This window comes from Actinomadura sp. RB99 (assembly GCF_014706005.1).
In the GTDB taxonomy this organism is placed as follows: Bacteria; Actinomycetota; Actinomycetes; order Streptosporangiales; family Streptosporangiaceae; genus Spirillospora.
In genome coordinates this window covers 20,765-42,084 of record NZ_JABMCA010000081.1, presented here as the reverse complement: position 1 = coordinate 42,084, position 21,320 = coordinate 20,765, and the positions used below count along the sequence as shown (strand labels likewise).

Annotated in this window: 22 protein-coding genes; 14 read left to right on the top strand and 8 right to left on the bottom strand. The window is 73.9% G+C overall.

What is annotated here, in order from left to right:
* Positions 1–217 precede the first annotated feature (217 nt).
* The 4 genes from amrb99_RS42045 to amrb99_RS42030 are packed head-to-tail and all read left to right on the top strand — an operon-like array spanning position 218 to position 1,862.
* Positions 218–463 (top strand): hypothetical protein, encoded by a 246-nt coding sequence (locus amrb99_RS42045; protein WP_190867165.1) that lies wholly within the window; start codon positions 218–220, stop codon positions 461–463.
* Positions 460–897, top strand: a complete 438-nt coding sequence (locus tag amrb99_RS42040; protein WP_190867163.1) for a roadblock/LC7 domain-containing protein — start codon at positions 460–462, stop codon at positions 895–897. The genes amrb99_RS42045 and amrb99_RS42040 overlap by 4 nt, the downstream gene beginning before the upstream one ends.
* Positions 898–904: 7 nt before the next feature.
* A complete protein-coding gene (locus amrb99_RS42035) occupies positions 905–1,291 on the top strand; it encodes a DUF742 domain-containing protein (RefSeq protein ID WP_190867162.1) in 387 nt (128 codons plus the stop codon).
* Positions 1,272–1,862 (top strand): ATP/GTP-binding protein, encoded by a 591-nt coding sequence (locus tag amrb99_RS42030; RefSeq protein ID WP_190867159.1) that lies wholly within the window; start codon positions 1,272–1,274, stop codon positions 1,860–1,862. Before amrb99_RS42035 ends, amrb99_RS42030 begins: the two co-directional genes overlap by 20 nt.
* On the opposite strand, the gene amrb99_RS42025 is transcribed toward amrb99_RS42030, so the two are convergent.
* The gene (locus tag amrb99_RS42025; protein ID WP_190867157.1) at positions 1,863–2,429 is read right to left on the bottom strand and encodes a TetR family transcriptional regulator; all 567 of its coding nucleotides are present in this window, start codon (positions 2,427–2,429) and stop codon (positions 1,863–1,865) included.
* A gap of 72 nt (positions 2,430–2,501) precedes the next feature.
* Here amrb99_RS42025 and amrb99_RS42020 point away from each other — a divergent pair, with 72 nt between their 5' ends.
* The 6 genes from amrb99_RS42020 to amrb99_RS41995 all read left to right on the top strand — a co-directional run bounded on the left by amrb99_RS42020 (position 2,502) and on the right by amrb99_RS41995 (position 8,772).
* A complete protein-coding gene (locus tag amrb99_RS42020; RefSeq protein ID WP_190867155.1) occupies positions 2,502–3,644 on the top strand; it encodes an acyl-CoA dehydrogenase family protein in 1,143 nt (380 codons plus the stop codon).
* 91 nt (positions 3,645–3,735) lie between these two features.
* Entirely contained in the window at positions 3,736–4,116 is a 381-nt protein-coding gene (locus amrb99_RS42015; protein ID WP_190867153.1) for a hypothetical protein, read from the top strand.
* Positions 4,103–5,770, top strand: coding sequence for a cyclic nucleotide-binding domain-containing protein (locus amrb99_RS42010; protein ID WP_190867151.1), 1,668 nt, complete (start codon positions 4,103–4,105; stop codon positions 5,768–5,770). Before amrb99_RS42015 ends, amrb99_RS42010 begins: the two co-directional genes overlap by 14 nt.
* A 30-nt stretch (positions 5,771–5,800) precedes the next feature.
* The gene (locus amrb99_RS42005; protein ID WP_347257090.1) at positions 5,801–6,550 is read left to right on the top strand and encodes an IclR family transcriptional regulator; all 750 of its coding nucleotides are present in this window, start codon (positions 5,801–5,803) and stop codon (positions 6,548–6,550) included.
* A 69-nt stretch (positions 6,551–6,619) separates the two neighbouring features.
* Positions 6,620–7,564, top strand: a complete 945-nt coding sequence (locus amrb99_RS42000) for a PDR/VanB family oxidoreductase (protein WP_190867149.1) — start codon at positions 6,620–6,622, stop codon at positions 7,562–7,564.
* An 11-nt stretch (positions 7,565–7,575) separates the two neighbouring features.
* Complete coding sequence (locus tag amrb99_RS41995) at positions 7,576–8,772, top strand: cytochrome P450 (RefSeq protein ID WP_190867147.1); 1,197 nt, start codon at positions 7,576–7,578, stop codon at positions 8,770–8,772.
* A 291-nt stretch (positions 8,773–9,063) separates the two neighbouring features.
* Here amrb99_RS41995 and boxB read toward each other — a convergent pair whose 3' ends face one another.
* From boxB to amrb99_RS41980, 3 genes are all read right to left on the bottom strand, one after another.
* The gene (gene boxB / locus amrb99_RS41990) at positions 9,064–10,482 is read right to left on the bottom strand and encodes a benzoyl-CoA 2,3-epoxidase subunit BoxB (protein WP_190867145.1); all 1,419 of its coding nucleotides are present in this window, start codon (positions 10,480–10,482) and stop codon (positions 9,064–9,066) included.
* Between the two features lie 2 nt (positions 10,483–10,484).
* The gene (gene boxC / locus amrb99_RS41985) at positions 10,485–12,143 is read right to left on the bottom strand and encodes a 2,3-epoxybenzoyl-CoA dihydrolase (RefSeq protein ID WP_190867143.1); all 1,659 of its coding nucleotides are present in this window, start codon (positions 12,141–12,143) and stop codon (positions 10,485–10,487) included.
* Positions 12,144–12,259: 116 nt separating this feature from the next.
* Positions 12,260–13,864, bottom strand: coding sequence for a benzoate-CoA ligase family protein (locus amrb99_RS41980; RefSeq protein WP_190867142.1), 1,605 nt, complete (start codon positions 13,862–13,864; stop codon positions 12,260–12,262).
* Between the two features lie 89 nt (positions 13,865–13,953).
* On the opposite strand from amrb99_RS41980, the gene amrb99_RS41975 reads away from it, so the two are divergent.
* Complete coding sequence (locus amrb99_RS41975; protein WP_206700321.1) at positions 13,954–14,901, top strand: PaaX family transcriptional regulator C-terminal domain-containing protein; 948 nt, start codon at positions 13,954–13,956, stop codon at positions 14,899–14,901.
* Positions 14,902–14,939: 38 nt separating this feature from the next.
* Here amrb99_RS41975 and amrb99_RS41970 read toward each other — a convergent pair whose 3' ends face one another.
* Positions 14,940–15,386 carry a PaaI family thioesterase gene (locus tag amrb99_RS41970; protein ID WP_190867140.1) on the bottom strand — a complete coding sequence of 149 codons (447 nt, stop codon included), beginning with the start codon at positions 15,384–15,386 and terminating at the stop codon, positions 14,940–14,942.
* A gap of 250 nt (positions 15,387–15,636) precedes the next feature.
* On the opposite strand from amrb99_RS41970, the gene amrb99_RS41965 reads away from it, so the two are divergent.
* From amrb99_RS41965 to amrb99_RS41955, 3 genes are all read left to right on the top strand, one after another.
* On the top strand, positions 15,637–16,416 hold the full coding sequence (locus amrb99_RS41965) for a 4Fe-4S dicluster domain-containing protein (RefSeq protein ID WP_206700325.1): 780 nt from the start codon (positions 15,637–15,639) through the stop codon (positions 16,414–16,416).
* The gene (gene nrfD, locus amrb99_RS41960; protein WP_190867136.1) at positions 16,413–17,456 is read left to right on the top strand and encodes an NrfD/PsrC family molybdoenzyme membrane anchor subunit; all 1,044 of its coding nucleotides are present in this window, start codon (positions 16,413–16,415) and stop codon (positions 17,454–17,456) included. Before amrb99_RS41965 ends, nrfD begins: the two co-directional genes overlap by 4 nt.
* A gap of 291 nt (positions 17,457–17,747) precedes the next feature.
* A complete protein-coding gene (locus tag amrb99_RS41955) occupies positions 17,748–17,912 on the top strand; it encodes a hypothetical protein (RefSeq protein WP_206700320.1) in 165 nt (54 codons plus the stop codon).
* A gap of 129 nt (positions 17,913–18,041) precedes the next feature.
* Here amrb99_RS41955 and amrb99_RS41950 read toward each other — a convergent pair whose 3' ends face one another.
* The 3 genes from amrb99_RS41950 to amrb99_RS41940 form a co-directional block, all read right to left on the bottom strand.
* A complete protein-coding gene (locus amrb99_RS41950; protein WP_347257089.1) occupies positions 18,042–19,223 on the bottom strand; it encodes a transposase in 1,182 nt (393 codons plus the stop codon).
* 200 nt (positions 19,224–19,423) lie between these two features.
* A complete protein-coding gene (locus amrb99_RS41945; RefSeq protein ID WP_347257088.1) occupies positions 19,424–20,254 on the bottom strand; it encodes an acyl-CoA thioesterase domain-containing protein in 831 nt (276 codons plus the stop codon).
* Between the two features lie 45 nt (positions 20,255–20,299).
* A complete protein-coding gene (locus amrb99_RS41940; protein ID WP_206700319.1) occupies positions 20,300–21,319 on the bottom strand; it encodes an enoyl-CoA hydratase/isomerase family protein in 1,020 nt (339 codons plus the stop codon).
* Position 21,320 lies beyond the last annotated feature (1 nt).

The following is a 21,320-nucleotide window of genomic DNA, read 5'->3' as shown; positions in this document are numbered from 1 at the left end:
AAAACGACCAGAGTGGTATTTCACCAATGACTCCACCCACACTGGCGTGCGGGCTTCACAGTCTCCCACCTATCCTACACAAACCGTTCCAAACGCCAATGCCAAGCTGTAGTGAAGGTCCGGCGGGCGGGAGCCGCACGACCCGCACGGGCCAGGCGGCGGACGGCCGGGGCCGGCCGCCGCGGACCCGGAGGCGGCCGCGGGCGAGTCGAGCGAGGTGACGGGCCGGCTCCCCCGCCGGGTGCGGCAGCGCAACATGGCGCCGCAGCTGCGCGCGCGGCCCGCGCCGGGGCCCGCCGACCCCGGCCGGGCCTGGGGCGGCGGGCCGGACGAGGAGTACGAGGAGCCGAGCCCGGAGGTCAACCGGGACCTGATGTCATCGCTACAGTCGGGATGGCTTCGGGGCAGGGACGACGACGATCCGGACGATCGCGATCCACGCGATGAATGGGGGCAGGGATGACGCAGCAGGGCCACGCCACCGGAGAGCTGGACTGGCTGCTGGACGATCTGGTCGAGCGGGTCGGGGAGGTGCACCAGGCCGTGCTGCTGTCGCGGGACGGCCTGGTGATGGGCGCCTCCGGCGGGGTCACCCGCAAGGACGCCGAGTTCCTCGCCGCGCTGTCGTCGGGCTTCCACAGCCTGGCCAACGGCGCCCGCGAGCACTTCCAGGCCAAGCAGGTCCGGCAGACGGTCGTCGAGCTGGACGGGCTGCTGTTCTTCGTGATGCCCGCCGGCAACGGGAGCTGCCTGGCGGTGCTGAGCGACGCGGGCGGCAACGCCGGGCTGGTCGCCTACGAGACCACCATGCTGATCAAACGGGTGCGGCGCCAGCTCGGCACGGCGCCGCGGGCGCAGGACGCGGCCGACCCGTCGCAGGCCGGCGCCCCGGGCTGAGCCGGCCGTGGAGACTCCGAGAGAGCGCTGGGTCGGCGCGGACGCCGGCCCGATCGTGCGGCCCTACGCGGTGACCCGCGGGCGGACCCGCCCCCACGGGATCGCCGTCGACATGGTCACGCTGGTCGTCGCGACGGGCCGCACGCCCGGCGAGCGGGTGTGGCTGTCGCGCGAGCAGCGGCGGCTGCTGGAGCTGTGCCACCGCCCCTCCACCCCCGCCGACCTGGCCTCCGACACCGACCTGCCGCTGCGGGTCGTGCAGATCCTGCTCGCGGACCTGCACCACTACGGCCTCGTCGAAGAAGTCCCGCAGGCCGGGCCGTCCGGGCAGGGCACCGGCCGTCCCGACCCGAAGATCCTGATGAGAGTGCTCGATGAACTCCGCCGCCTATGACCCCACCGCGCCCGCCGAGGACCTCCCCGCGCACACGCTGAAGATCCTGGTGGCGGGGGGTTTCGGCGTCGGCAAGACGACCCTGGTCGGCGCGGTCAGCGAGATCCGCCCGCTGCGCACCGAGGAGGTCCTCACCGACGCGTCCGTCGGCGTGGACGACCTCGGCGGCGTCGAGCGCAAGACCACCACGACCGTCGCGATGGACTTCGGGCGGCTCACCTTCACCGGCGGCGTCCGGCTGTACCTGTTCGGCACGCCGGGGCAGGAGCGGTTCTGGTTCATGTGGGACCAGATCGCCTACGGCGCCGTCGGCGCGATCGTGCTGGTCGACACGCGGCGGCTGCCGACGAGCTTCGCCTCCATCGACTTCTTCGAGAACCGGGGGATCCCGTTCGTCGTCGCGGCGAACGTCTTCGACGGCGCCCGCCGCTACACCCCCGAGCAGATCGCCGACGCCCTCGACCTCGACCCGGACGTCCCGGTCGTGCTGTGCGACGTGCGGCACCACGACTCGGCCAAGAACGTCCTGATCCGGCTGGTCGAGCACGCCCTGCAGTCGGCGACGGCGTGATCAGGCGGTCGTCCGGGCGACGATGAGGGAGGCGAGCGCGGCGTAGGCGGCGGAGTCGTCCAGGCCCGTCTGCGCCTTGATCTCGCCCCGGTGGATCGACTCCATCACCTGGCCGGCGACGGCGCCGACGAACGCGGCGTCCGCGGCGTCCGCGCCGGGTGCGGCCTCGCGGACGAGCTCCTGCACGCGCCGCGCGGCGATCAGGGTGTTGCGCTTGTAGATCTCGCGGGCCGGGGCGAAGGCGTCCAGGTCGGCGAAGAAGGCGGGCGAGGCGGGCGCGAGCTCGGCGGAGATGGCCCGCAGGTAGGCGCCGACCCGCTCGCGGGGCCCGGCGCTCGCGTCCACGACCGCCTCGACGCGCTCGGTGGCGCGGCGGAAGAACGCCCGCACCACGGTCACGATGATCTGCTCGCGGCTGGCCGCGACGGCGTACAGGGTGCTCTTGGAGCAGCGCAGGACGGCCGCCAGCTCGGCGACGCTCAGCTCGGCGAACCCGCGGTCGAGGAACACCTCGATGAGCCGCTCGACCAGCTCCGCGCGCCGCCGCTCCGCCCGCGTCTCCGTCATCCCGTGACAGTACCAAAAAGGATTCTCTGGTACCCGTTCTGGTACCGTGCAGGTGGCGAAAGGAGTCCGCGCATGCCCGCCACCCGGCACCTGCCCACGTCCGAGTCCGAGGACCTCCTCGCGCTCACCCGCGAGATCGCCGCCAAGGAGCTGGCGCCGCGCGTCGCGGACGCCGAGCGCGCCGGCGCCTTCCCCCGCGACGCGTTCACCACGCTCGGCCGGGCGGGCCTGCTCACGCTCCCCTACCCCGAGGAGTTCGGCGGCGGCGCCCAGCCGTACGAGATCTACCTGCAGGTGCTGGAGGAGATCGGCGCGGTGTGGGCCAGCGTCGGGGTCGGCGTCAGCGTGCACGCGCTGTCCTGCTTCCCGCTGTTCGCCTTCGGCTCCGACGAGCAGCGCGCCCGCTGGCTGCCGGACATGCTCTCGGGCGAGCGGCTCGGCGCGTACTGCCTGTCGGAGGCGCACGCCGGGTCCGACCCGGCCGCGATGCGCGCCAAGGCCGTCCGGGACGGCGACTCCTACGTCCTCAACGGCGCCAAGGCGTGGACGACGCACGGCGGCAAGGCCGACTTCTACACCGTCATGGCCCGCACCTCCGACGAGGGCTCGCGCGGCATCTCCTGCTTCCACGTCCCGGCGGACACCCCCGGCCTGGAGTTCGACCAGCCCGAGGACAAGATGGGCCTGATGGGCTCCACCACCGCGACGGTCAGGCTGGTCGACGCGCGCGTCCCGGCGGGCAACCTCATCGGCGGCGAGGGGCAGGGCCTGTCCATCGCGCTCGCCGGCCTGGACGCGGGCCGCCTCGGCATCGCCGCCGTCGCCACCGGCCTCGCCCAGGGCGCCCTCGACCACGCCGTCGCCTACGCAAAGGAGCGCGAGGCGTTCGGCAGGCCGATCATCGACCACCAGGGCCTGGCGTTCGTCCTCGCCGACATGGCCGCCGCGGTCGAGTCGGCCCGCGCCACCTACCTGTCGGCCGCCCGGCTGAAGGACGCCGGCCGCCCCTACGGCCGCGAGGCGTCCATCGCCAAGCTGGTCGCCACCGACAACGCGATGAAGGTGACCACCGACGCCGTCCAGGTCCTCGGCGGCGCCGGCTACACCCGCGACTTCCCGGTGGAGCGCTTCATGCGCGAGGCCAAGGTCATGCAGATCTTCGAGGGCACCAACCAGATCCAGCGCCTGGTGATCTCCCGCCACCTCGCCCGCTGAATCGCCCGCCGAGTCGCCCGTCTCCGGGCGGAGTGCGCGTTCTGTACGACGCGTCACAGTGCGTCCCCGCGCGGGCGCCTAGCGTCGGAGCATGTGGCAGTTCGTCCTGTGGGGAGTCATGGGAGCCGTGGCGAACCGCACGCTGGCCTTCCTGGAGGCTAACCGGCGCGTCGCGCGGCCGCCGTGGAAGTACCCCGGCGGGCCGGGCGGCGGGTACTACCTGTTCGCCTGCGCGCTGCACTGCATGCTCGCCGCGATGGTGACCTCCGCCGCGGCCGCCAGCGACATGATCACCGCGCCCTGGGCGGCGTTCGCGCTCGGCGCGGGCGCCCCGGCGGTCCTGGCCAAGCTCGGCCGGTACGCGCTGCTGGCCTTCCCGCCCGGGCGGGTCGGCGAGGACGGCGACCACGAGGACGAGGACGACGGGCCTGACCGGGCCGGACTGACTGGGGGACGCAATGCCGAGTCCTGACCGCGCCTGGCGGCGGCTGCTGGAGGCCTTCTCCGATGCCCCGGCCGGCACCGCCGCCGCCCGCCGGGCCGCCGCGCCCACCGTCGAGCGGGGGCCGGGCCGCCGCCTGCTGGAGGCGTTCTCCGACGCCTCCCCGGCCTTCGCCGCGGCGGGTCCGCGCCCCGTCTCCGCGGGCGGACCGGCCGTCGGCCGCGCTCTCGTGTGGGGCCTGGTGGTGGTCGGCGTCCTCGGCGCGGTGTGCACGGCGTGGGCCGCCGCCGCGACGGGGACGCTCGCCGCCGGGCTGGTCGCCGCCCTCACGTTCGCGGTGCTGGCCCTGTTCGCCGCGCCGCTGGTGGAGTTCGCGCGCGCACGGGCGGCGTCGTCCGCCGGGACGCGGGACCGCGACGCCGGGATAGCCGAGCAGCGGGACAGCTTCTGGCACGCCCTCGCCCCCGACGACCGGCGCGCCGTCCGCGCCGCCGCGCGCCCCCGCACCTACGGCCCCGGCACGCCGATCCTGCGGCAGGGGCACACGGCCGACTACGTCGTCGTCCTCCGGTCCGGCTGGACGAAGGTCCGCGTCGACCGGGCGGGCGAGGAGCGGATCGTCGCCGTGCGCGGTCCCGGCGACCTCGTCGGCGAGCGGGCGCTGTTCGCCGACGACACCTGGTCCGCCACGGTCATCGCGCTGGACACGGTGCGGGCCCTCGTCGTCGCGGCGGAGGACTTCCGACCGCTGGTGGAGAGCCGTCCGGGCGTGCAGTCGGTGCTGGAGAAGCAGGCCTACGACCGCGCCGCCGAGGAGGCCGGCCGCACGACGAGCACGGAGCTGGCCGACACCCAGCGGCGGCTGGCCGCGCTGTTCACCACGCTGTCGCGGGCGCGGGGCCGCACGCTCCCGGTGACCGGCGGGGAGCTGGCCGGCTGGACGTCGTCGTCGCCGGCGGCCGTCGACAGCGTGCTCGCCCGGTGGGACGGCGAGGGCCTCGTCCGCGCCGGGTCCGCGACGATCGACGTCCTCGCCCCCGACCGGCTGGAACGCCTCACCGCGGCGGGCGAGCCTCCGGGCCCGCCGTCCGGCGCCCCCTTCCTGACCGGCCAGGACTGCACGGTGATGTTCGCCGACGTGGTGGGCTTCGGTTCGCCGGAGCGGACGGAGTCGGACCGCGCGGCCATCCGCGGCGTCCTGTTCCGGTCGCTGGAGGACGCGTTCGAGTCCGCCGGGATCCCGTGGGCCGCGTGCCATCACGAGGACCGCGGGGACGGCGCGCTGCTCGTCATCCCGCCGGGCGTCCCCGCCGGGGCGCCCGCGGGCCCGCTGGCCAGGGCGCTCGCCGACCGCATCGCCCGGCACGACGGCGGGGCGGACGCGCCCCGGCGGTTCCAGGTGCGGGTCGCGGTGGACACCGGCCCGGTGCACGCGGGACCGGGCGGGATCACCGGGGCGGTGCTCGGCCGCGCCGCCCGGCTGCTGGACGCGCCCGTGCTGCGGCGCCGGCTGGCACCGGGCGCGGCCGTGCTCGGCGTGATCGTCTCCCCGCTCGTGCACCGCGCCGCCGGCGGGACCGCCCCGGAGTTCGAGCCCGTCGAGGTGCGCGGGACGAAGGACGGCGCCACCGGCACCGCCTGGCTGCGGCTGTTCCCGGCGCCCCCCGGGGCCGCGGCGACCTGACGCGGACCGCGTACGGGGCAGAATGGCGGGGTGGCACGTGATTCCGTCCTGACCAGGGCGGTGCGGATCTTCGACGCCTTCGATCCCGACCATCCGTCGCTGTCGGTGTCGGAGATCGCGCGGCGGACCGGCCTGCACGTCGCGACGGCGTCGCGGCTGGTCGAGGAGCTGGTGCGGCACGGGCTGCTGGCGCGCGACGAGCGGCGCCGCGTCCGGGTCGGCATGCGCATGTGGGAGCTGGCGTCGCGGGCCGCGCCGACGCTCGGGCTGCGCGAGGCCGCGATGCCGTACATGGAGGACCTGCACGCGGTGATCGGCCACCACACCCAGCTCGGGGTCCTCGACGGCCGCGAGGTGCTGTTCGTGGAGCGGCTGTCGATGCCGAACGCGGTGATCAACGTGACGCGGATCGCGGGGCGGCTGCCGCTGCACGCCTCGTCCAGCGGCCTGGTGCTGCTCGCGCACGCCCCGGCGGGCCTGTGCGACGAGGTGCTCGCCGGGGACCTCGCCGCGTTCACGCCGAACACGGTGGTGGACCCGCGCCGGCTGCGCGCGCTGCTCGCCGACGTCCGCCGCGGCGGCGTCGCGTTCTGCCCCGGGTACATCGACGAGCGCGCGACCGGCATCGCCGTGCCGGTCCGGGGGCCGGGCGGCGACGTGATCGCGTCGCTGTCGGTCGTCGTCCCGAACGACGGCAACGCGCGGGCGCCGATCCCCGCCCTGAAAGCGGCGGCGCGGGGCATCGCGCGGGCCGTGGGCGATTCGTCTCTCACCAGATGAGAAGGCCGTGGCCGGGGCGCCGCGCCGGAGGCGATTCTCGAGGCCGTATCCGGACCTTGAGGAGGCCCCATGGCGGACACGGCCCTCGAACTCCGCGTCGCCGCCAAGGACCGGGCGGCCGACGGCGTCGTGACGCTGGCGCTCGCCCGTCCCGACGGCGGCCGGCTGCCGGACTGGGCGCCCGGCGCGCACGTCGACCTCGTCCTTCCGAACGGCCTGACCAGGCAGTACTCGCTCTGCGGCGACCGCTGGGACGCGCGGACGTACCGGGTCGGGGTGCTCCGGGAGCCCGGCGGGCGCGGCGGGTCGGCGTTCGTCCACGACGAGCTCGGCGTCGGCGACCCGGTCGGGATCGGCGGTCCGCGCAACAACTTCCGGCTCGTCCCGTCGGACCGGTACCTGTTCATCGCGGGCGGGATCGGGATCACGCCGCTGCTGCCGATGGTGCGGCAGGCGGAGATGCTCGGCGCGGACTGGCGGCTGCTCTACGGCGGCCGTTCGCGGGCGTCGATGGCGTTCCTGGACGAGCTGGAACCCTACGGCGACCGGGTGACCGTCGTCCCGCACGACGAGCAGGGACTCCTCGACCTGGCCGCGTGGCTGCCCGGTGAGGACCCGTCCACCAAGGTCTACTGCTGCGGCCCGGCGCCGCTCCTGGAGGCCGTGGAGGAGCGCTGCGCGGGCTGGCGGCGCGGGCTGCTGCGCACCGAGCGGTTCGTCGCCCGTGAGAGCGGCGCCGTCCGCGACGAGCCGTTCGAGCTGGAACTGCGCCGCACCGGCGTGACGGTCACCGTCCCGCCGGGCCGGTCGGTGCTGGACGCCGCCGGCGCCGCCGGGGTGAGCGTGCTGTCGTCCTGCCGGCAAGGGCTGTGCGGGACGTGCGAGACCGCCGTCCTCGGCGGCGTGCCCGACCACCGCGACTCGATCCTCGACGACGACGAGCGGGAGGCCGGCGACTGCATGTTCGTGTGCGTGTCCCGGTCGCGCAGCGAACGCCTCGTCCTGGACCTGTGAAAGGAAACGCCATGAGCACCGTGCAGGCTCCGCCCGCGATCGACGCCGACCCGTTCGGGCACGAGCACCTCGAAGACCCGCTGCCGCTGCACGAGGCGCTGCGGGAGGCCGGTCCCGTCACCTATCTGACCAGGTACGACGTGTTCGCGCTGGCCCGCTACGAGCACGTGCGCGCCGCGCTGGCCGACTGGCAGGGCTTCCAGTCCGCCGCCGGTGTGGGGCTCAGCGACTTCCGGCACGAGAAGCCGTGGCGGCCGCCCAGCCTGCTGCTGGAGGCCGACCCGCCGCGCCACGACGCGCCGCGCGCCGTCCTCGCCAAGGTCCTCGGCCCGCGCGCGCTCCGGCGCCTGCGCGAAGCCTGGTTCGCCGACGCCGAACGGCTCGTCGACGAGGTCCTGTCCGACGCCGAGTTCGACGCCGTGCCGCGCCTGGCGGAGGCGTTCCCGCTCCGCGTCTTCCCCGACGCCGTCGGCCTCGGACGCGACGGGCGCGAGAACCTCCTCCCCTACGGCGACCACCTGTTCAACACGTTCGGCCCGGACAACGACCTCGTCCGGAAGGGCCGAGCACGCATGCCCGACGTGCTGGGATGGGTGAACGCCCAGTGCGCACGCGACCGGCTGTCATCCGACGGGTTCGGCGCGCAGATCTGGGCGGCGGCGGACCGGGGCGACATCACGCCCGAGCAGGCTCCGCTGATCGTGCGGTCGCTGCTGTCGGCCGGCGTCGACACGACCGTCCACGGCCTCGCCGCCGTCCTCTACGCGTTCGCGGTGAACCCCGGCCAGTGGCGGCGCCTGCGCGACGAACCGCATCTGGCCCGCACCGCGTTCGACGAGGCCGTCCGCTGGCAGTCACCCGTCCAGACGTTCTTCCGGACCGCCGTGGGCGACCAGGAGATCGGCGGCACGGTGATCCCGGACGGCCGCAAGATCCTCATGTTCCTCGGCGCCGCCAACCGCGACCCGCGCCGCTGGGACGCCCCGGACGCGTTCGACCTGGCGCGCGACCCGTCCGGCCACGTCGGCTTCGGCATGGGCCTGCACCAGTGCGTCGGCCAGCACGTGGCCCGCCTGGAGTCGGAGGCCCTCCTGACGGCCCTGGCCCGCCGCGCGGACCGCCTCGAACCGGCCGGAACGCCGACCCGCCACCACAACAACACCCTCCGCGCCTGGAAGTCCCTCCCCCTCCGCGTCCACAGAGCCTGACGGAACTCCCGGCTGAACACACAACGGAAGGCCAGACCCCAGCCACCTCACGGGCAGGCACGCGGAGCGAGCGCCAGCGAGCGCAGCGGGCCTGCCCGACGGGTGTTCCAGGGGGTCGCCCCCCTGAGTCAACACGGGCAGGCACGCGGAGCGAGCGCCAGCGAGCGCAGCGGGCATGCCCGGCGACGGACGGGGCGTTTCGCGCGGAGCGCCAGCGGAGCGGGAAACGCCCCGTCCGTCGTGACGGGGGTTCCAGGGGGTCGCCCCCCTGGGAAAACACAGCCCCCTGGGTCAACACAGCCTGACGTACTGGTAGTCGAAGGGGCGGCCGTTGATGCCGTTGCGGGGCGGGGCGATCCAGGAGGCGATCTTGCCGCGCTCGTGGACGGGGCGCATGAGGGAGCGGACGTGGGTCTTGTCGACCTCGGTCGGCAGCCAGGCGCCCTTGCGGGCCTCCCACTCCTCGGCGGTGAGGCGCTCGCCCTGCGGGGTGGCCTCGATGCCGGCGAAGGCGCCGACCTTGCGGTTGAAGGCGACGCTGGGGAGGTAGAGGCGCTGCGGGAGGCCGGCGTCGGCGAGGATGCGGTTCCAGCGGTTGACGCCGCTCTGGCAGTCGGAGACGTACTCGCGGCGCAGGTCGGTGTTGAGGCCGACGAGGGCGGCGACCTCGGTCTGGCCGATCTCGCCGTCGACGAGGGCGTCCACCATGATGGAGTCGCCGGTGAGGCGGTGGTCGTCCTTGCGGCGGCCCTCCATCCAGCGGCCCTTGAGCCCGGCGGTGTAGTAGTTGGCGACGTTGCTGGACGTCTCGGAGCCGAACAGGTCGAGCGACACCGAGTAGTGGAAGTTCAGGTACTTCTGGACCATGTCCAGCGGGATCGCGCCGTACGGGGCGACGTCGTCGGTGTCGTGCTCGATCATCAGCTGCGCGGTGCGCTCGACGACGCGGTCGATGCCGGTGGTGCCCACCATCATGTGGTGGGCCTCCTCCTTGAGCATGAACTCGCAGGTGCGCGACAGCGGGTCGAAGCCCGACTCCTTGAGGGTGCCGAGCTGGTACTTGCCGTCCCGGTCGGTGAAGTAGGTGAACATGAAGAAGGAGAGCCAGTCGGGCGTCTCCTCGTTGAAGGCGCCGAGGATGCGCGGCGACTCCTCGCTGCCGGAGTTGCGGTGCAGCAGTTCCTCGGCCTCCTCGCGGCCCTCGCGGCCGAAGAAGGCGTGCAGGAGGTACACCATCGCCCACAGGTGGCGGCCCTCCTCGACGTTCACCTGGAACAGGTTCCGCAGGTCGTAGAGGCTCGGGGCGGTGGCGCCGAGGTTGCGCTGCTGCTCGACGGACGCGGGTTCGGTGTCGCCCTGGATGACGATGAGCCGCTGCAGTTCGGCGCGGTACTCGCCGGGGACCTTCTGCCAGGCGGGCTCGCCCTTGTGCGCGCCGAAGCCGATGCGGCGGTCGCCGTCGCGTTCGGCGAGGAAGATCCCCCAGCGGTAGTCCTTCATCGCGACGTGCCCGAAGTGCGCCCAGCCCTCGCGGCCGACGTTGACGGCGGTGCGCAGGTACACGTCCTGGGTGGGCAGGGTCGGGCCCATCGACTCCCACCAGGACAGGAAGTTCGGCTGCCACGACTCCAGGGCCCGCTGCAGGCGCCGGTCCTCGTGCAGGTCGACGTTGTTCGGGATCTTCTCGGAGTAGTCCGCGGAGACGGGCATGCTCAGACTCGCTTTCGGTCGAAGTCGGCGCGCCGTCCGGTGCCGTAGCGGCGCAGCGCGCCGTCCGGGCCGGACGCGTTCGGCCGGTTGAAGATCCAGTTCTGCCAGGCGGTGAGCCGGCCGAAGATCTTGGTCTCCAGGGTCTCGGGGCCGGGGAAGCGGTGGTTGGCCTCCATGCCGGTGAGGGCGTCGGGGGAGAATCCCGCGCGCTCCTCGACGGCGATGCGGACCTCCTCGTCCCAGTCGATGTCGTCGGGCGCGAAGGTGACCAGGCCGAGGCGTTCGGCGTCGCCGGCGTCGAGGGGCTTGGCGGCGGCGTCGCGGACGGCGGCGAGTCCCTCGTCGTCGCCGAGGAAGCGGGTCTCCAGGCGGGTGAGGCCGTTGCCCATCGGGAGGGGGCCGAGGTTCATCGCGTCGACGGCGACGGTGGCGGGTTCGGCGTCCGGGTCGACGTCCTCGAAGACGCCTTCCAGGTGGTAGGAGCGGTCGGCGGCGAGCGCGAGCTCCAGGAGGGACCCGGCGAAGCAGCTGCCCGGCTCGATCAGCGCGATGAGGCTGCGGCTGGTGACGTCGAGGCGCTTGAGCGTCCGCTTGAGGTAGAGGACGATCTCATTGGCGAGCCAGTCGGCGGCGTTGTCGAGCAGCAGGCGGTCGTGGTCGAGGACCTTCAGCGCGTCGCCGGCGGTGCGCAGGATCCAGGTGCCGAGGGACGGCTCGTTGGTGCGCAGGTCGAGGATGAGGTCGTCCAGCTCGCGGGTCATCGCGAGGGTCCAGAAGTCCGCGCCCTGGGCGTGGACGGCGGCGATGTCCTCGGGCGCGTCGGCGGCGGGCCCGGCGACGGTGATCTCCACGGCGGCGGCGTCGCGGTCGAGCTTCGCCGTGACGTGCCGGTAGGTGATCTGGTCGCCGGTGCGGGTCTTGTCGAGCGGGGTGAGCGCGACGCCGCGGGCGCCGGCGGGACGGGTCGAGCGGGCGGCGAGTTCGCGGGCGCGTTCCGCGACGGTCGCGTCCCACGCGGTGCGGGACACGGCCTCGTCGACCAGCCGCCACGCGACGGCCTTCTTGCCGCCGAGCCCTTCGGCCTTGGTGGCGAAGTAGTCGGCGCGGTCGCGGCGGACGTGCCGCTTGTCGGTGACGCGGGTCAGGCCGCCGGTGCCGGGCAGCACGCCGAGCAGCGGGAGCTCGGGCAGCGAGACGGTGGACGACCGGTCGTCCACGAGCATGATGTGGTCGCAGGCGAGCGCCAGCTCGTAGCCGCCGCCGGACGCGGTGCCGTTGCACGCGGCGATGTAGGTCTGGCCCGAGTTCGCGGTCGCGTCCTCGATGCCGTTGCGGGTCTCGTTGGTGAACTTGCAGAAGTTCACCTTCCACGCGTGCTCGGACGCGGCCAGCATCCGGATGTTCGCCCCGGCGCAGAAGATCTTCTCCTTGCCGCTGGTCACCACGACCGCGCGCACCTCGGGGTGCTCGAACCGCAGCCGCTGGACGGCGTCGTACAGCTCGATGTCCACGCCGAGGTCGTAGGAGTTGAGCTTCAGCTCGTAGCCGGGGACCAGGCCCCCCTGTTCGTCGACGTCCATCGTCAGCGTGGCGACCGGACCGTCGACCTCGACCCTCCAGTGCCGGTAGCGGGCCGGATCCGTCCGGAACTCGACGTGCATGGGGTGCTCCTCCCGTCTGTCCGTGCTCCCATGCTCCACAGAACACGGTCATCACGTCAAGAGTTTGTAGTATATCGGCGCGCACCGGGCCGCCGAGGGGCCCGGGGGCGCGCGGGTCAGTCCCGGCCGAGGAGCGCGGCGGCCAGATCTCGGACGGCGAAGCGGCGCAGCTTCCCGCTGGCCGTGGTCGGCAGCACGTCCATGATCAGCACCTCGCGGGGGCGCTTGAACGCGGCGAGCCCGGCCCGGCAGAAGTCGATCAGCTCCTCCGGCTCGGCCTTCGCGCCGTCCGCGAGGACGACGCAGGCGATCGGCTTGTCCAGGCCGTCGCCGTCCGGCAGGCCGACGACGGCGACCATCGCGACCGCCGGGTGCTCCAGGAGCCGGGCCTCCACCTCGGCGGGCGACACCCAGATGCCGCCCGCCTTGAGCATGTCGCCGGTGCGCCCGAGGCAGGTGTAGTAGCCGTCCTCGTCCACCACGTAGGTGTCGCCGGTGCGCAGCCACGCGCCCTGGAACACCTGCCGGGTCGTCTCCGTCCGGCACCAGTAGCCGGTGGCGATCGACTCGCCCTTCACCAGCAGCGAGCCGGGCGTGCCGGGCGGGACGTCGGCGCCGGCGGAGTCGACGACCCGCAGCTCGTAGCCGGGGACGGCGACGCCGGTGGTGCCGGGCCGCACCTCCCCCGGGCGGTTCGACAGGAAGATGTGCAGGCACTCGGTGGAGCCGATCCCGTCGATGATCTCCACGCCGTACCGCTCGGTGAAGCGGCGGCACAGCTCGGCGGGCAGCGGCTCGCCCGCCGACACCGCGAGCCGCACCGACGCGAACGCGTCGGCCGGCACGTCCGCGTTGAGCAGCGCGGCATAGAAGGTGGGGACGGCGAAGAACAGCGTGGGCCGGTACTCGCGGAGCCGCTCGGCGACGGACGCGGGCGTCGGCCGGTCCGGGTCGAGGACCGTCGTGGCGCCGACGGCGAGCGGGAAGAACATCGAGTTGCCGATGCCGTAGGCGAAGAACAGCTTGGCGACGGAGTAGCAGCGGTCGTCGGGGGTGATGCCGAGGACCTGCCTGCCGTAGGTCTCCACGACGTGCCGGATGTTGGCGTGCCGGTGCATCGCGCCCTTGGGCTTGCCGGTCGTCCCGGACGTGTAGAGCCACAGCGCGCTGGAGTCCCCGGAGGTCGCGTAGGGCTCGCGGATCTCCCCGCCCTGCGCCGCGCCCTCCGCGACGAGGTCGGCGAAGGGGTTCAGCCGGGCGCCCTCCGGCACGCGCAGCACCGCGTCGCCCTCGACCGCGACGCGCCGGACGCCCGGGGCGAGCGCGAGGGCCTCCTCGGCGGCCCCGGCGAACCGGTCGCTGACGATCAGGACGCGGGCGCGCGCGTCGTTCAGCAGAGCGGCGAGTTCGGCGCCCGTCAGCATCGTGGACACCGGGACGGGGACGGCGCCGAGCCGCATCGCGCCGAGGACCGCGCCCGCCATCGACGGGCCGTCCGCCATGAAGAGCACGACCCGCTCCTCGGGGCGCAGCCCCCACGCCTCCAGCCCGGCCGCGATGTTCCCGGCGAGGGCGTCGAGGTCGGCGTAGGTCAGGTCGCCGCCGGGGCCGGTGAGCGCCGTCCGGCCGGCGGTCCCGGGATCCCGCGCCGCCCGCAGCAGATAATCGGAGGCGTTGAACGTGTCCGGCCGCGCCTGGCCGGCCGCCGCGTCAGCGGTCATCGGGGGCTCCCCTCGCCGTGAACCGTGGCCAACATGTTCTACAGTCACAAAACGCTAGTCAATAGTTATGTGGAATGATGAGGGACCGGATGCAGACGCCCGCGGAGGGAGAGCCGATGGACCGGACCGGCGGCGCGGACGCGGGGACGGCCGCGGACGCGGCGGCGTCCGCGCGGGAGAGGCCGGACGGCGACGAGGGCCCGGCGGCGGGCCCGCGCTTCCGGCGCCGCCGGGAGCTCGGCGCGGCGAGCGCGCGCTCGCTGCTGCTGACGGTCCTCGGCGAGTTCGTCCTGCCCGCGGGCGAGCCCGTCTGGACGGCCGCGTTCCTGGAGGCGCTCGGGCTGGTCGGGGTGGAGGAGAAGGCCGTCCGGCAGGCGCTCGCCCGCAGCGCGACCGAGGGCTGGCTCTCCGGCGAGCGGCACGGCCGCCGCACCGCCTGGCATCTCACCCCGGCCGGGCGGCGGCTGCTCACCGACGGCACGGACCGCATCTACGGCTTCGGCCGGCCCGGCGGCGACTGGGACGGGCGGTGGCTGCTGGTGCTCGCCACCGTCCCGGAGACGAACCGGAAGCTGCGGCACCTGCTGCGGACCCGGCTGTCCTGGAACGGCCTCGGCAACCTGTCCCCCGGCGTGTGGGTCAGCCCGCATCCCGAGCGCGAGCCCGAGGTGCGCGAGGTGCTCGCCGAGATCGGCGTCGCGGACACCTCGACGCTGTTCGTCGGGAGCCTCGGCGACCTCGGCGAGGCGCGCCGCGTGGCCCGGCAGGCGTGGAACCTGGACGAGATCGAGCTCGCCTACGAGGACTTCCTCGACGCGGTCCGCGCGCTGCGTCCCGCCGACGACCCCGGGACGTTCGCCGCGCACGCCCGGCTCGTCCAGGAATGGCGGCGGTTCCCGTTCCTCGATCCGGCGCTGCCCGCCGAGCTGCTGCCGGACGACTGGAGCGGCTCGCAGGCGTTCGCGCTCTTCCACGAGCGGCACGGCGCGTGGCGGCCGGTCGCCGACCGCCACTGGAAGGCCCTGACCGCCGACTGACCGGCCCGCGGGCCCGCCGCTCGCCGGCCGGCCGCCGGCTAACCCGCCGCCGATGACCCCGCCGCCCGTCCGGTCGCGGGCTCCGGCGCGTCCCGCGGAGTGAGCCGCAGCAGGTTGACGGTGCCCTCGGCGACGACGCGGTCCCGGTCGTCGGTGATGGTCGCCTGCCAGGTGACGTGGTCGCCGACCCGGTCGACGGGGCGGGCGCGGGCGGTCAGCCGGCCCTCCCGGACGGCGCGGATGAAGCGCGTGTGGTTGCTGACGCCGACGACCTGGTGCTCCAGCCCGACGGTGAGCGCCGCGCCCATGCTGCAGACGGTCTCGTTGACGGCGCAGTAGACGCCGCCGTGGACGATCCCGTACGCCTGCATGAGCCTGCCGGTCACCTCGATCTCGGCGACGACCTCCCGGTCGGACGCCGCGGTCACCACCAGGCCGAGCGTGCGGTCCAGCGGGCCGGCGTAGCCGGACGGTTCCACCGCCATCGCAGCCTCCTCGACGATCTTCCGACGCTATCCAGCCGTCCGAAAGGCCGTCAATGCACCGTTACGTCGCATCGTCGTGCCGGCCCGCCCGCGCCTCCAGGTGTAGGAGGCCGCCTGGCGGGAAGGGTCGCACCGCCTTGTCCACGGGCTGGAGGTGACCGCGGTGAGCGGGCTGGTCGGACGGAACCTGCTGGCGGGCGCCGAGCCCGACGTCGCGAAGGACGCCGGGTACCCCGACGCCCCGCCGCGCATGGGCTTCTTCACCGACACCTCCGTGTGCATCGGCTGCAAGGCCTGCGAGGTCGCCTGCAAGGAGTGGAACGCCGTCCCCGAGGACGGCCTGGAGTTCACCGGGATGTCCTACGACAACACCCAGGGGCTCGGCGCGGACACCTGGCGGCACGTCGCGTTCATCGAGCAGGACAAGCCCATGGGCAACGCCGACTCCGGCGTCCGCTGGCTGATGGCGTCGGACGTCTGCAAGCACTGCACGCACGCCGCCTGCCTCGACGTCTGCCCGACCGGGTCGCTGTTCCGCACCGAGTTCGGGACCGTGGTCGTCCAGGAGGACGTCTGCAACGGCTGCGGCTACTGCGTGCCCGCCTGCCCCTACGGCGTCATCGACCAGCGCAAGGAGGACGGCCGCGTCTGGAAGTGCACCCTGTGCTACGACCGGATCGGCGACGGCCTCGAACCGGCCTGCGCCAAGGCGTGCCCCACCGACTCCATCCAGTTCGGCCCCCTGGACGAGCTGCGCGAACGCGCCGCCGCCCGGGTCGACCAGCTGCACGACATCGGCGTGGACGACGCGCGGCTGTACGGGCACGACCCGGAGGACGGCGTCGGCGGCGACGGCGCGTTCTTCCTGCTGCTGGACGAGCCCGAGGTGTACGGGCTGCCGCCGGACCCGGTCGTCACCACGCGGGACCTGCCCGCCATGTGGAAGCACGCGGGCGCCGCCGCCGCCGCGCTCGCCGCGGGGGCCGCCGCGCTGTTCGCCGTCCACGGCCGGCGGGGAGGCGGGCGATGAGCACGTCCGACGTCACCAAGGGCGGGATCGAGGGGCGCCGACCCGGCCGGGACGCCCTGATCGGCCAGGGCACCGGCAAGGGCGGGCGCCGCAGGCGCCGCGGCGGGCGCGGCGAGCGGGCGATGGTGCCCGAGGCCGAGTTCACGTCCTACTACGGCAAGCCCGTGCTGAACGCGCCGGTGTGGGCGGCGTCCGACGTCGCCGCCTACCTGTTCCTCGGCGGGCTGGCGGGCGCCGGGTCGGTGCTGGCGGCGGGCGCGGAGCTGACCGGGCGCCCGGTCGCCGCGCGGGCGCTGAAGATCTCCTCGCTGGCCGCCATCGCGGGATCGGCGGCCGCGCTGATCCACGACCTCGGACGTCCCGCGCGGTTCGTCAACATGCTGCGGGTGATGAAGCCGACCTCGCCGATGAGCATGGGCTCGTGGGTGCTGGCGGCATACGGGCCGGCGGCCGGCGCCGCCGCCGTGCTGGACGCGACCGGGCTCTTCAAGCCGCTGGGCAGGGCCGCGACGGTGGGCGCCGCGGCGCTGGGGCCGGTGGTCGCGACCTACACCGCCGTCCTCATCGCCGACACGGCGGTGCCGGCCTGGCACGAGGGCTACCGGGAGATGCCGCTGGTGTTCGTCGGCTCGGCCACCGCCGCCGCGTCCGGGATGGCGCTGCTCACCGCGCCCGTCACCGAGACGGCGCCGATGCGCAGCGCCGCCGTCCTCGGCGCGGGGCTCGACCTGGCCGCGGTGACGCTGATGGAGCGCCGGCTCGGGATGGTCGCGGAGCCGTACCGGCAGGGCAAGGGCGGCGGGCTCATGCGGGCGGCGCGGATCCTGTCGGCCGCGGGCGCGGCCGGAGGCGCGGTGCTCGGCGGGCGCAGCCGGATCGCGGCGGCGATCAGCGGCGCGGCGCTGCTGGCGGGCTCGGCGTGCACGCGGTTCGGAGTGTTCTACGCCGGCATGCGGTCGGCGGAGGACCCGAAGTACACGGTGGTGCCGCAGCGGGAGCGCGCGAACGCGCGGGACACGGCGAAGACCGAAGGCGCATGACGGTCCGGTTTCTGCAAGAAGCATGAAATCTTGCGCAATCGCTTGACCCGGCTGCAAGAGGAGAGCATTCTCACGGTGCTCGCGGACGGCCGTCCCCCACCCCCTCAGGCACGCGCCATGTGCCCTGTGACAGGAGTTCGCCGACATGCACCGTGGAACCCCCGCACGCTCCCTGATCGCCGCCGCCACCCTCCTCACCGTCGCCGCCGCGCCGTTCGCCGTCCCGTCCCCGGACGGGACGGCCCGCGCCGCCGCACCCGCCCTGAACGCCAGTGACGTCACCGCGAACCTGTGGGATGGAACTGGAACTCCGTCGCGAAGGCCTGCACCGACCAGCTCGACCCGGCCGGGTCCGGGTCCGGGTACGACTACTCCGCCGTCCCGTACGGATACGGCGACTTCCACCATCCCGGCGACAGGTACTGCAACGACGACGACTGGACCGACACCGCCTAGGTCCAGAACTGCGAGCTGGACCACCTCTCCGACGTCAACTGCTCGGTCCTGATGGACCGAGCGTGCCGGCTCGGTCCGGAAGGCCGTGCTTATGCTCCCGGGTGTCCTTGATGGGAGGACGGGCACGGGTCACATCGCCGGTCCCGCCGTTGAGGCGGGGGCCGGTTGGGGCATGTTGACAAATACCCACGCCGGGCGTGCGCGGTCGCGCACGTTGACCCCGGCGACGACGTCGGCGGGCCCAGCGAGGCCGCACCGACGACAGCGAAAAGCGTCTCGCGAAGGCCGGTTGGCCTTGGCGGTGTGGCCGCAGCGCGGGCAGCGCTGCGAGGTGTAGGCCGGGTCCACCTCGATGAACGGCACGCCGGCACGACGGGCCTTGTAGGCGATGAACGCCCCCAACTGGTGGAACGGCCAGGACGACTGCCGTGCTCGCTGGTCGCGTCGAACCGTGACCCGCTCGCGGATGCCCTGGAGCTCCTCCAAGGCGATGCCGCGTTCGGTGCGTTGGGCGACAGCAACGACGGTCTTGGAGATCCGGTGGTTGACGTGGGTGGCATGCCGTGACTCGCGGCGGGCCCGCTTTTTGAGCAGTTGCGCGGCCGAGCGTGTCTTGCAGGCTTGGATCTCGGCTTTCTTGCGGGCCTGCCAGCGGCGGTAGCGGTCCAGGCGCCGCCCCGAATGGTTCTCGCCGTCGCTCGTGGTGGCCAGGTTGGCGATGCCCCGGTCCACTCCGAGCCAGTCCCTCGACTCGTACCGCTCGGCTTCGGGGACCTCGCAGGTAGCGACCAGGAACCGCTTCCCATCTCGGAAGGCCAGGTCAGATTCGCCTTTCCGATACTGGACGAGTTGCTTGAGCGCCCCCGCCGAGCAGGCGAACCGGACGTTCTTCAGGCGCCCGTCCATCGTCCAGATGGACACGGTCTGGGCATCGTAATTCCACGAGGCGCACCGGTCATCGTAGGTATGCGCCGCGTCCGCCCGGAAGGCGATGGGCTTGGACTCGGCCTTGCGGCGCCGCTTGGAACCCACGCCGCCGAGATTCCCGGCCCGGACACCGGCCCGCAGGGCGGTGTAGGCGTCGGCGACGCGTTTGATGACGTGCTGCGCGGCCTGCGCACCCAGACCACGGGCCTTCAGCTCGCCGTAGGCCATCGACCGCAGATCCTTGACCGATCCCTTGAGCCCGTAGGTCGCGAACGAGGCGGCCGACACCTGATTCGCGCACTCGTTGACCGTGTGCAGGGTGCGCTCCAGCGCCGACGCCTGTACGACGTCGGGGATGAGCTTGACCTGCACCACGACCTTCACTCCGTGACCATAGCATTACAGTCTGCAGCTTCGATGGTTTTGCCCTCGAACACATGCACGGGATGTCACCACAGTCTGCAAGCACCCGCGCAATACCCCTCCAGGCCCCCGTGCGGCGCCAACCGCGTCTACATCACCGGCACCTCTCCGCACACCGCGAACGACACCTGGCGCTGAACACCCGCGGCGGCGTAGCCCGCTCAGGAGGCGGGGCGGTCGCGCGGCGTGCGGAACAGGCACTCCTGGGTGAGGCTCGCGACGAGGGAGCCGCCGCGGGTGTGGATCGTTCCCGAATACAGGCCGCGCCCCGAGGCGACGGTCAGCGGGACGAGGTCCATCAGCACCCAGTCGTCCATCCGGACGGGCCGGTGGAACCAGACCGCGTGGTCGAGGCTGGACCCGGACCGGGCCGTCCCGTCGTGCAGCGCCGACAGCCCGGAGGAGATGTCGGACAGGTACGTCAGCACGCACGCGTGCAGCAGGTCGTCGTCCGGCAGCGGCTCGTCGCAGCGCGACCAGAGCCGGGTCGGGAAGTCCGACGCCGGGTACGGCTGCGGCGGGACGCGGCTGTCCATCGAGAACAGCCGCGGCATCTCCGCGTCGGGCAGCGTCTCGGGGGCGGGCGCGTCGGGGGCGGGATGCACCTGGCGGTCCTCGTCCTCGGCGGGCCGCTGGAACGACACCGACATGTTGAAGATGACCTCGCCGCCCTGCAGGGCGACCACGCGCCGCGCGGAGAACGAGCGGCCGTCGCGGTCCCGGTCGACCCGGAAGATCGTGGGCCGGGCGGCGTCGCCGCCGCGCAGGAAGTAGCCGTGCAGCGAGTGCGGCAGCCGGCCCTCCGGGACGGTGCCGCCCGCCGCGCGCAGCGCCTGCGCCGCGACCTGCCCGCCGTAGAGCGGGTACGGGTCGTCGAACACGAGGGCGCCGCGGTACAGGTCCCGGTCGAGCTCCTCCAGGTCCAGGAGCTCCAGGACGGAGTGCCGCTCTTCCAGGCGCGGTTCGGGTTGCTCGGAGATGGTGGGTCGCACGGTCGAGACGTTATCCGACGCGGTCCGGCGCGGTTCCGGCCGCCCTCACGGCCGGACGTCGTCGACCAGTCCCCAGGCGAGCGCGGTGCGCGCGTCGACCGGCTCGCCGGTGAGCGCGAGGTACAGGGTGCGCCAGCGGCCGATCCGGCGCGGCAGCGACACCGTCCCGCCCGCGCCGGGGATCAGGCCCATCGCCACCTCCGGGAGCCGGAACGTCGCGTCCGCCGCCGCGACGACGCGGCCCGCGAAGGCGGGCAGCTCCACGCCGGCGCCCACGCAGGCGCCCTGCACGCGGACCTCGATGCGTGTCCCGAGCCGGTGGATCGGCCGGGCCGCGCCCGCGCGGGTCCGCACGAAGTGCGCCGTCGCCAGGTCGGGCGCGGTGCCGAACTCGTCCAGGTCGCCGCCGGAGCAGAACACCGGGCCCGCGCCGTCCAGGACGACCCGGGCGATCCCGTCGTCGAGCAGCGCGAGCCGGAGGGCGTCGACGAGCGCGTCCCGCAGCTGGCGCCCGTAGGCGTTGCGGCGCTGCGGCCGGTTCAGCGTGATCGACAGCACGTCCCCGTCCCGGGCCAGCAGGACCGGGTCGGGGACGTCGGACGGCAGCAGCCGCGGCCCGCGCGAGGCCAGCCACCGCGCGAACTCCGCCCCGCCGAGCAGCGCCGAGTACGCGTAGGACTCCACGTCCAGCGCCGCCGGGACGTCCATCCCGGCGGTGGTGCGCAGCACGTCGCGCAGCACCAGCGCCGCCTGCGGGTTGCGCTCCGCCGCGTCCCGCAGCGCCGCGGCGCGCTCCGCCGGGTCCGCGGCGGCGACGCACTCCGGCCCGGCGTCCGCCGCCCCGGTGAGCGTGACGTCGAAGGCGCGGACCAGCGCGGGGTCGCCGGAGCCGACGCCGACGAGGACGCGGTCGCAGTCCCGGGCGCGGCGCGCGGCGCGCTCCACGACCGCGGCGTCGGCGGGCGCGAGGTCCACGACGGCGAGGGGGGCGCGGACCGCGCCGTCGCCGTCGAGCGGAGGCGCGTCCGCCGCGCCGTCCGCGAGGTCCGCTATCGAGATGTGCACG

Bases quoted from the DNA above. Each gene is read 5' to 3' on its own strand.
- amrb99_RS42030 (WP_190867159.1), top strand. From the start codon at position 1,272: ATGAACTCCGCCGCCTATGACCCCACCGCGCCCGCCGAGGACCTCCCC.
- amrb99_RS41975 (WP_206700321.1), top strand. From the start codon at position 13,954: ATGCAGACGCCCGCGGAGGGAGAGCCGATGGACCGGACCGGCGGCGCG.
- amrb99_RS41970 (WP_190867140.1), bottom strand. From the start codon at position 15,386: ATGGCGGTGGAACCGTCCGGCTACGCCGGCCCGCTGGACCGCACGCTC.
- amrb99_RS42000 (WP_190867149.1), top strand. From the start codon at position 6,620: ATGGCGGACACGGCCCTCGAACTCCGCGTCGCCGCCAAGGACCGGGCG.
- amrb99_RS41995 (WP_190867147.1), top strand. From the start codon at position 7,576: ATGAGCACCGTGCAGGCTCCGCCCGCGATCGACGCCGACCCGTTCGGG.
- amrb99_RS42020 (WP_190867155.1), top strand. From the start codon at position 2,502: ATGCCCGCCACCCGGCACCTGCCCACGTCCGAGTCCGAGGACCTCCTC.
- amrb99_RS41980 (WP_190867142.1), bottom strand. From the start codon at position 13,864: ATGACCGCTGACGCGGCGGCCGGCCAGGCGCGGCCGGACACGTTCAAC.
- boxB (WP_190867145.1), bottom strand. From the start codon at position 10,482: ATGCCCGTCTCCGCGGACTACTCCGAGAAGATCCCGAACAACGTCGAC.
- boxC (WP_190867143.1), bottom strand. From the start codon at position 12,143: ATGCACGTCGAGTTCCGGACGGATCCGGCCCGCTACCGGCACTGGAGG.
- nrfD (WP_190867136.1), top strand. From the start codon at position 16,413: ATGAGCACGTCCGACGTCACCAAGGGCGGGATCGAGGGGCGCCGACCC.
- amrb99_RS41965 (WP_206700325.1), top strand. From the start codon at position 15,637: ATGGGCTTCTTCACCGACACCTCCGTGTGCATCGGCTGCAAGGCCTGC.
- amrb99_RS42025 (WP_190867157.1), bottom strand. From the start codon at position 2,429: ATGACGGAGACGCGGGCGGAGCGGCGGCGCGCGGAGCTGGTCGAGCGG.
- amrb99_RS42040 (WP_190867163.1), top strand. From the start codon at position 460: ATGACGCAGCAGGGCCACGCCACCGGAGAGCTGGACTGGCTGCTGGAC.
- amrb99_RS42015 (WP_190867153.1), top strand. From the start codon at position 3,736: ATGTGGCAGTTCGTCCTGTGGGGAGTCATGGGAGCCGTGGCGAACCGC.
- amrb99_RS42010 (WP_190867151.1), top strand. From the start codon at position 4,103: ATGCCGAGTCCTGACCGCGCCTGGCGGCGGCTGCTGGAGGCCTTCTCC.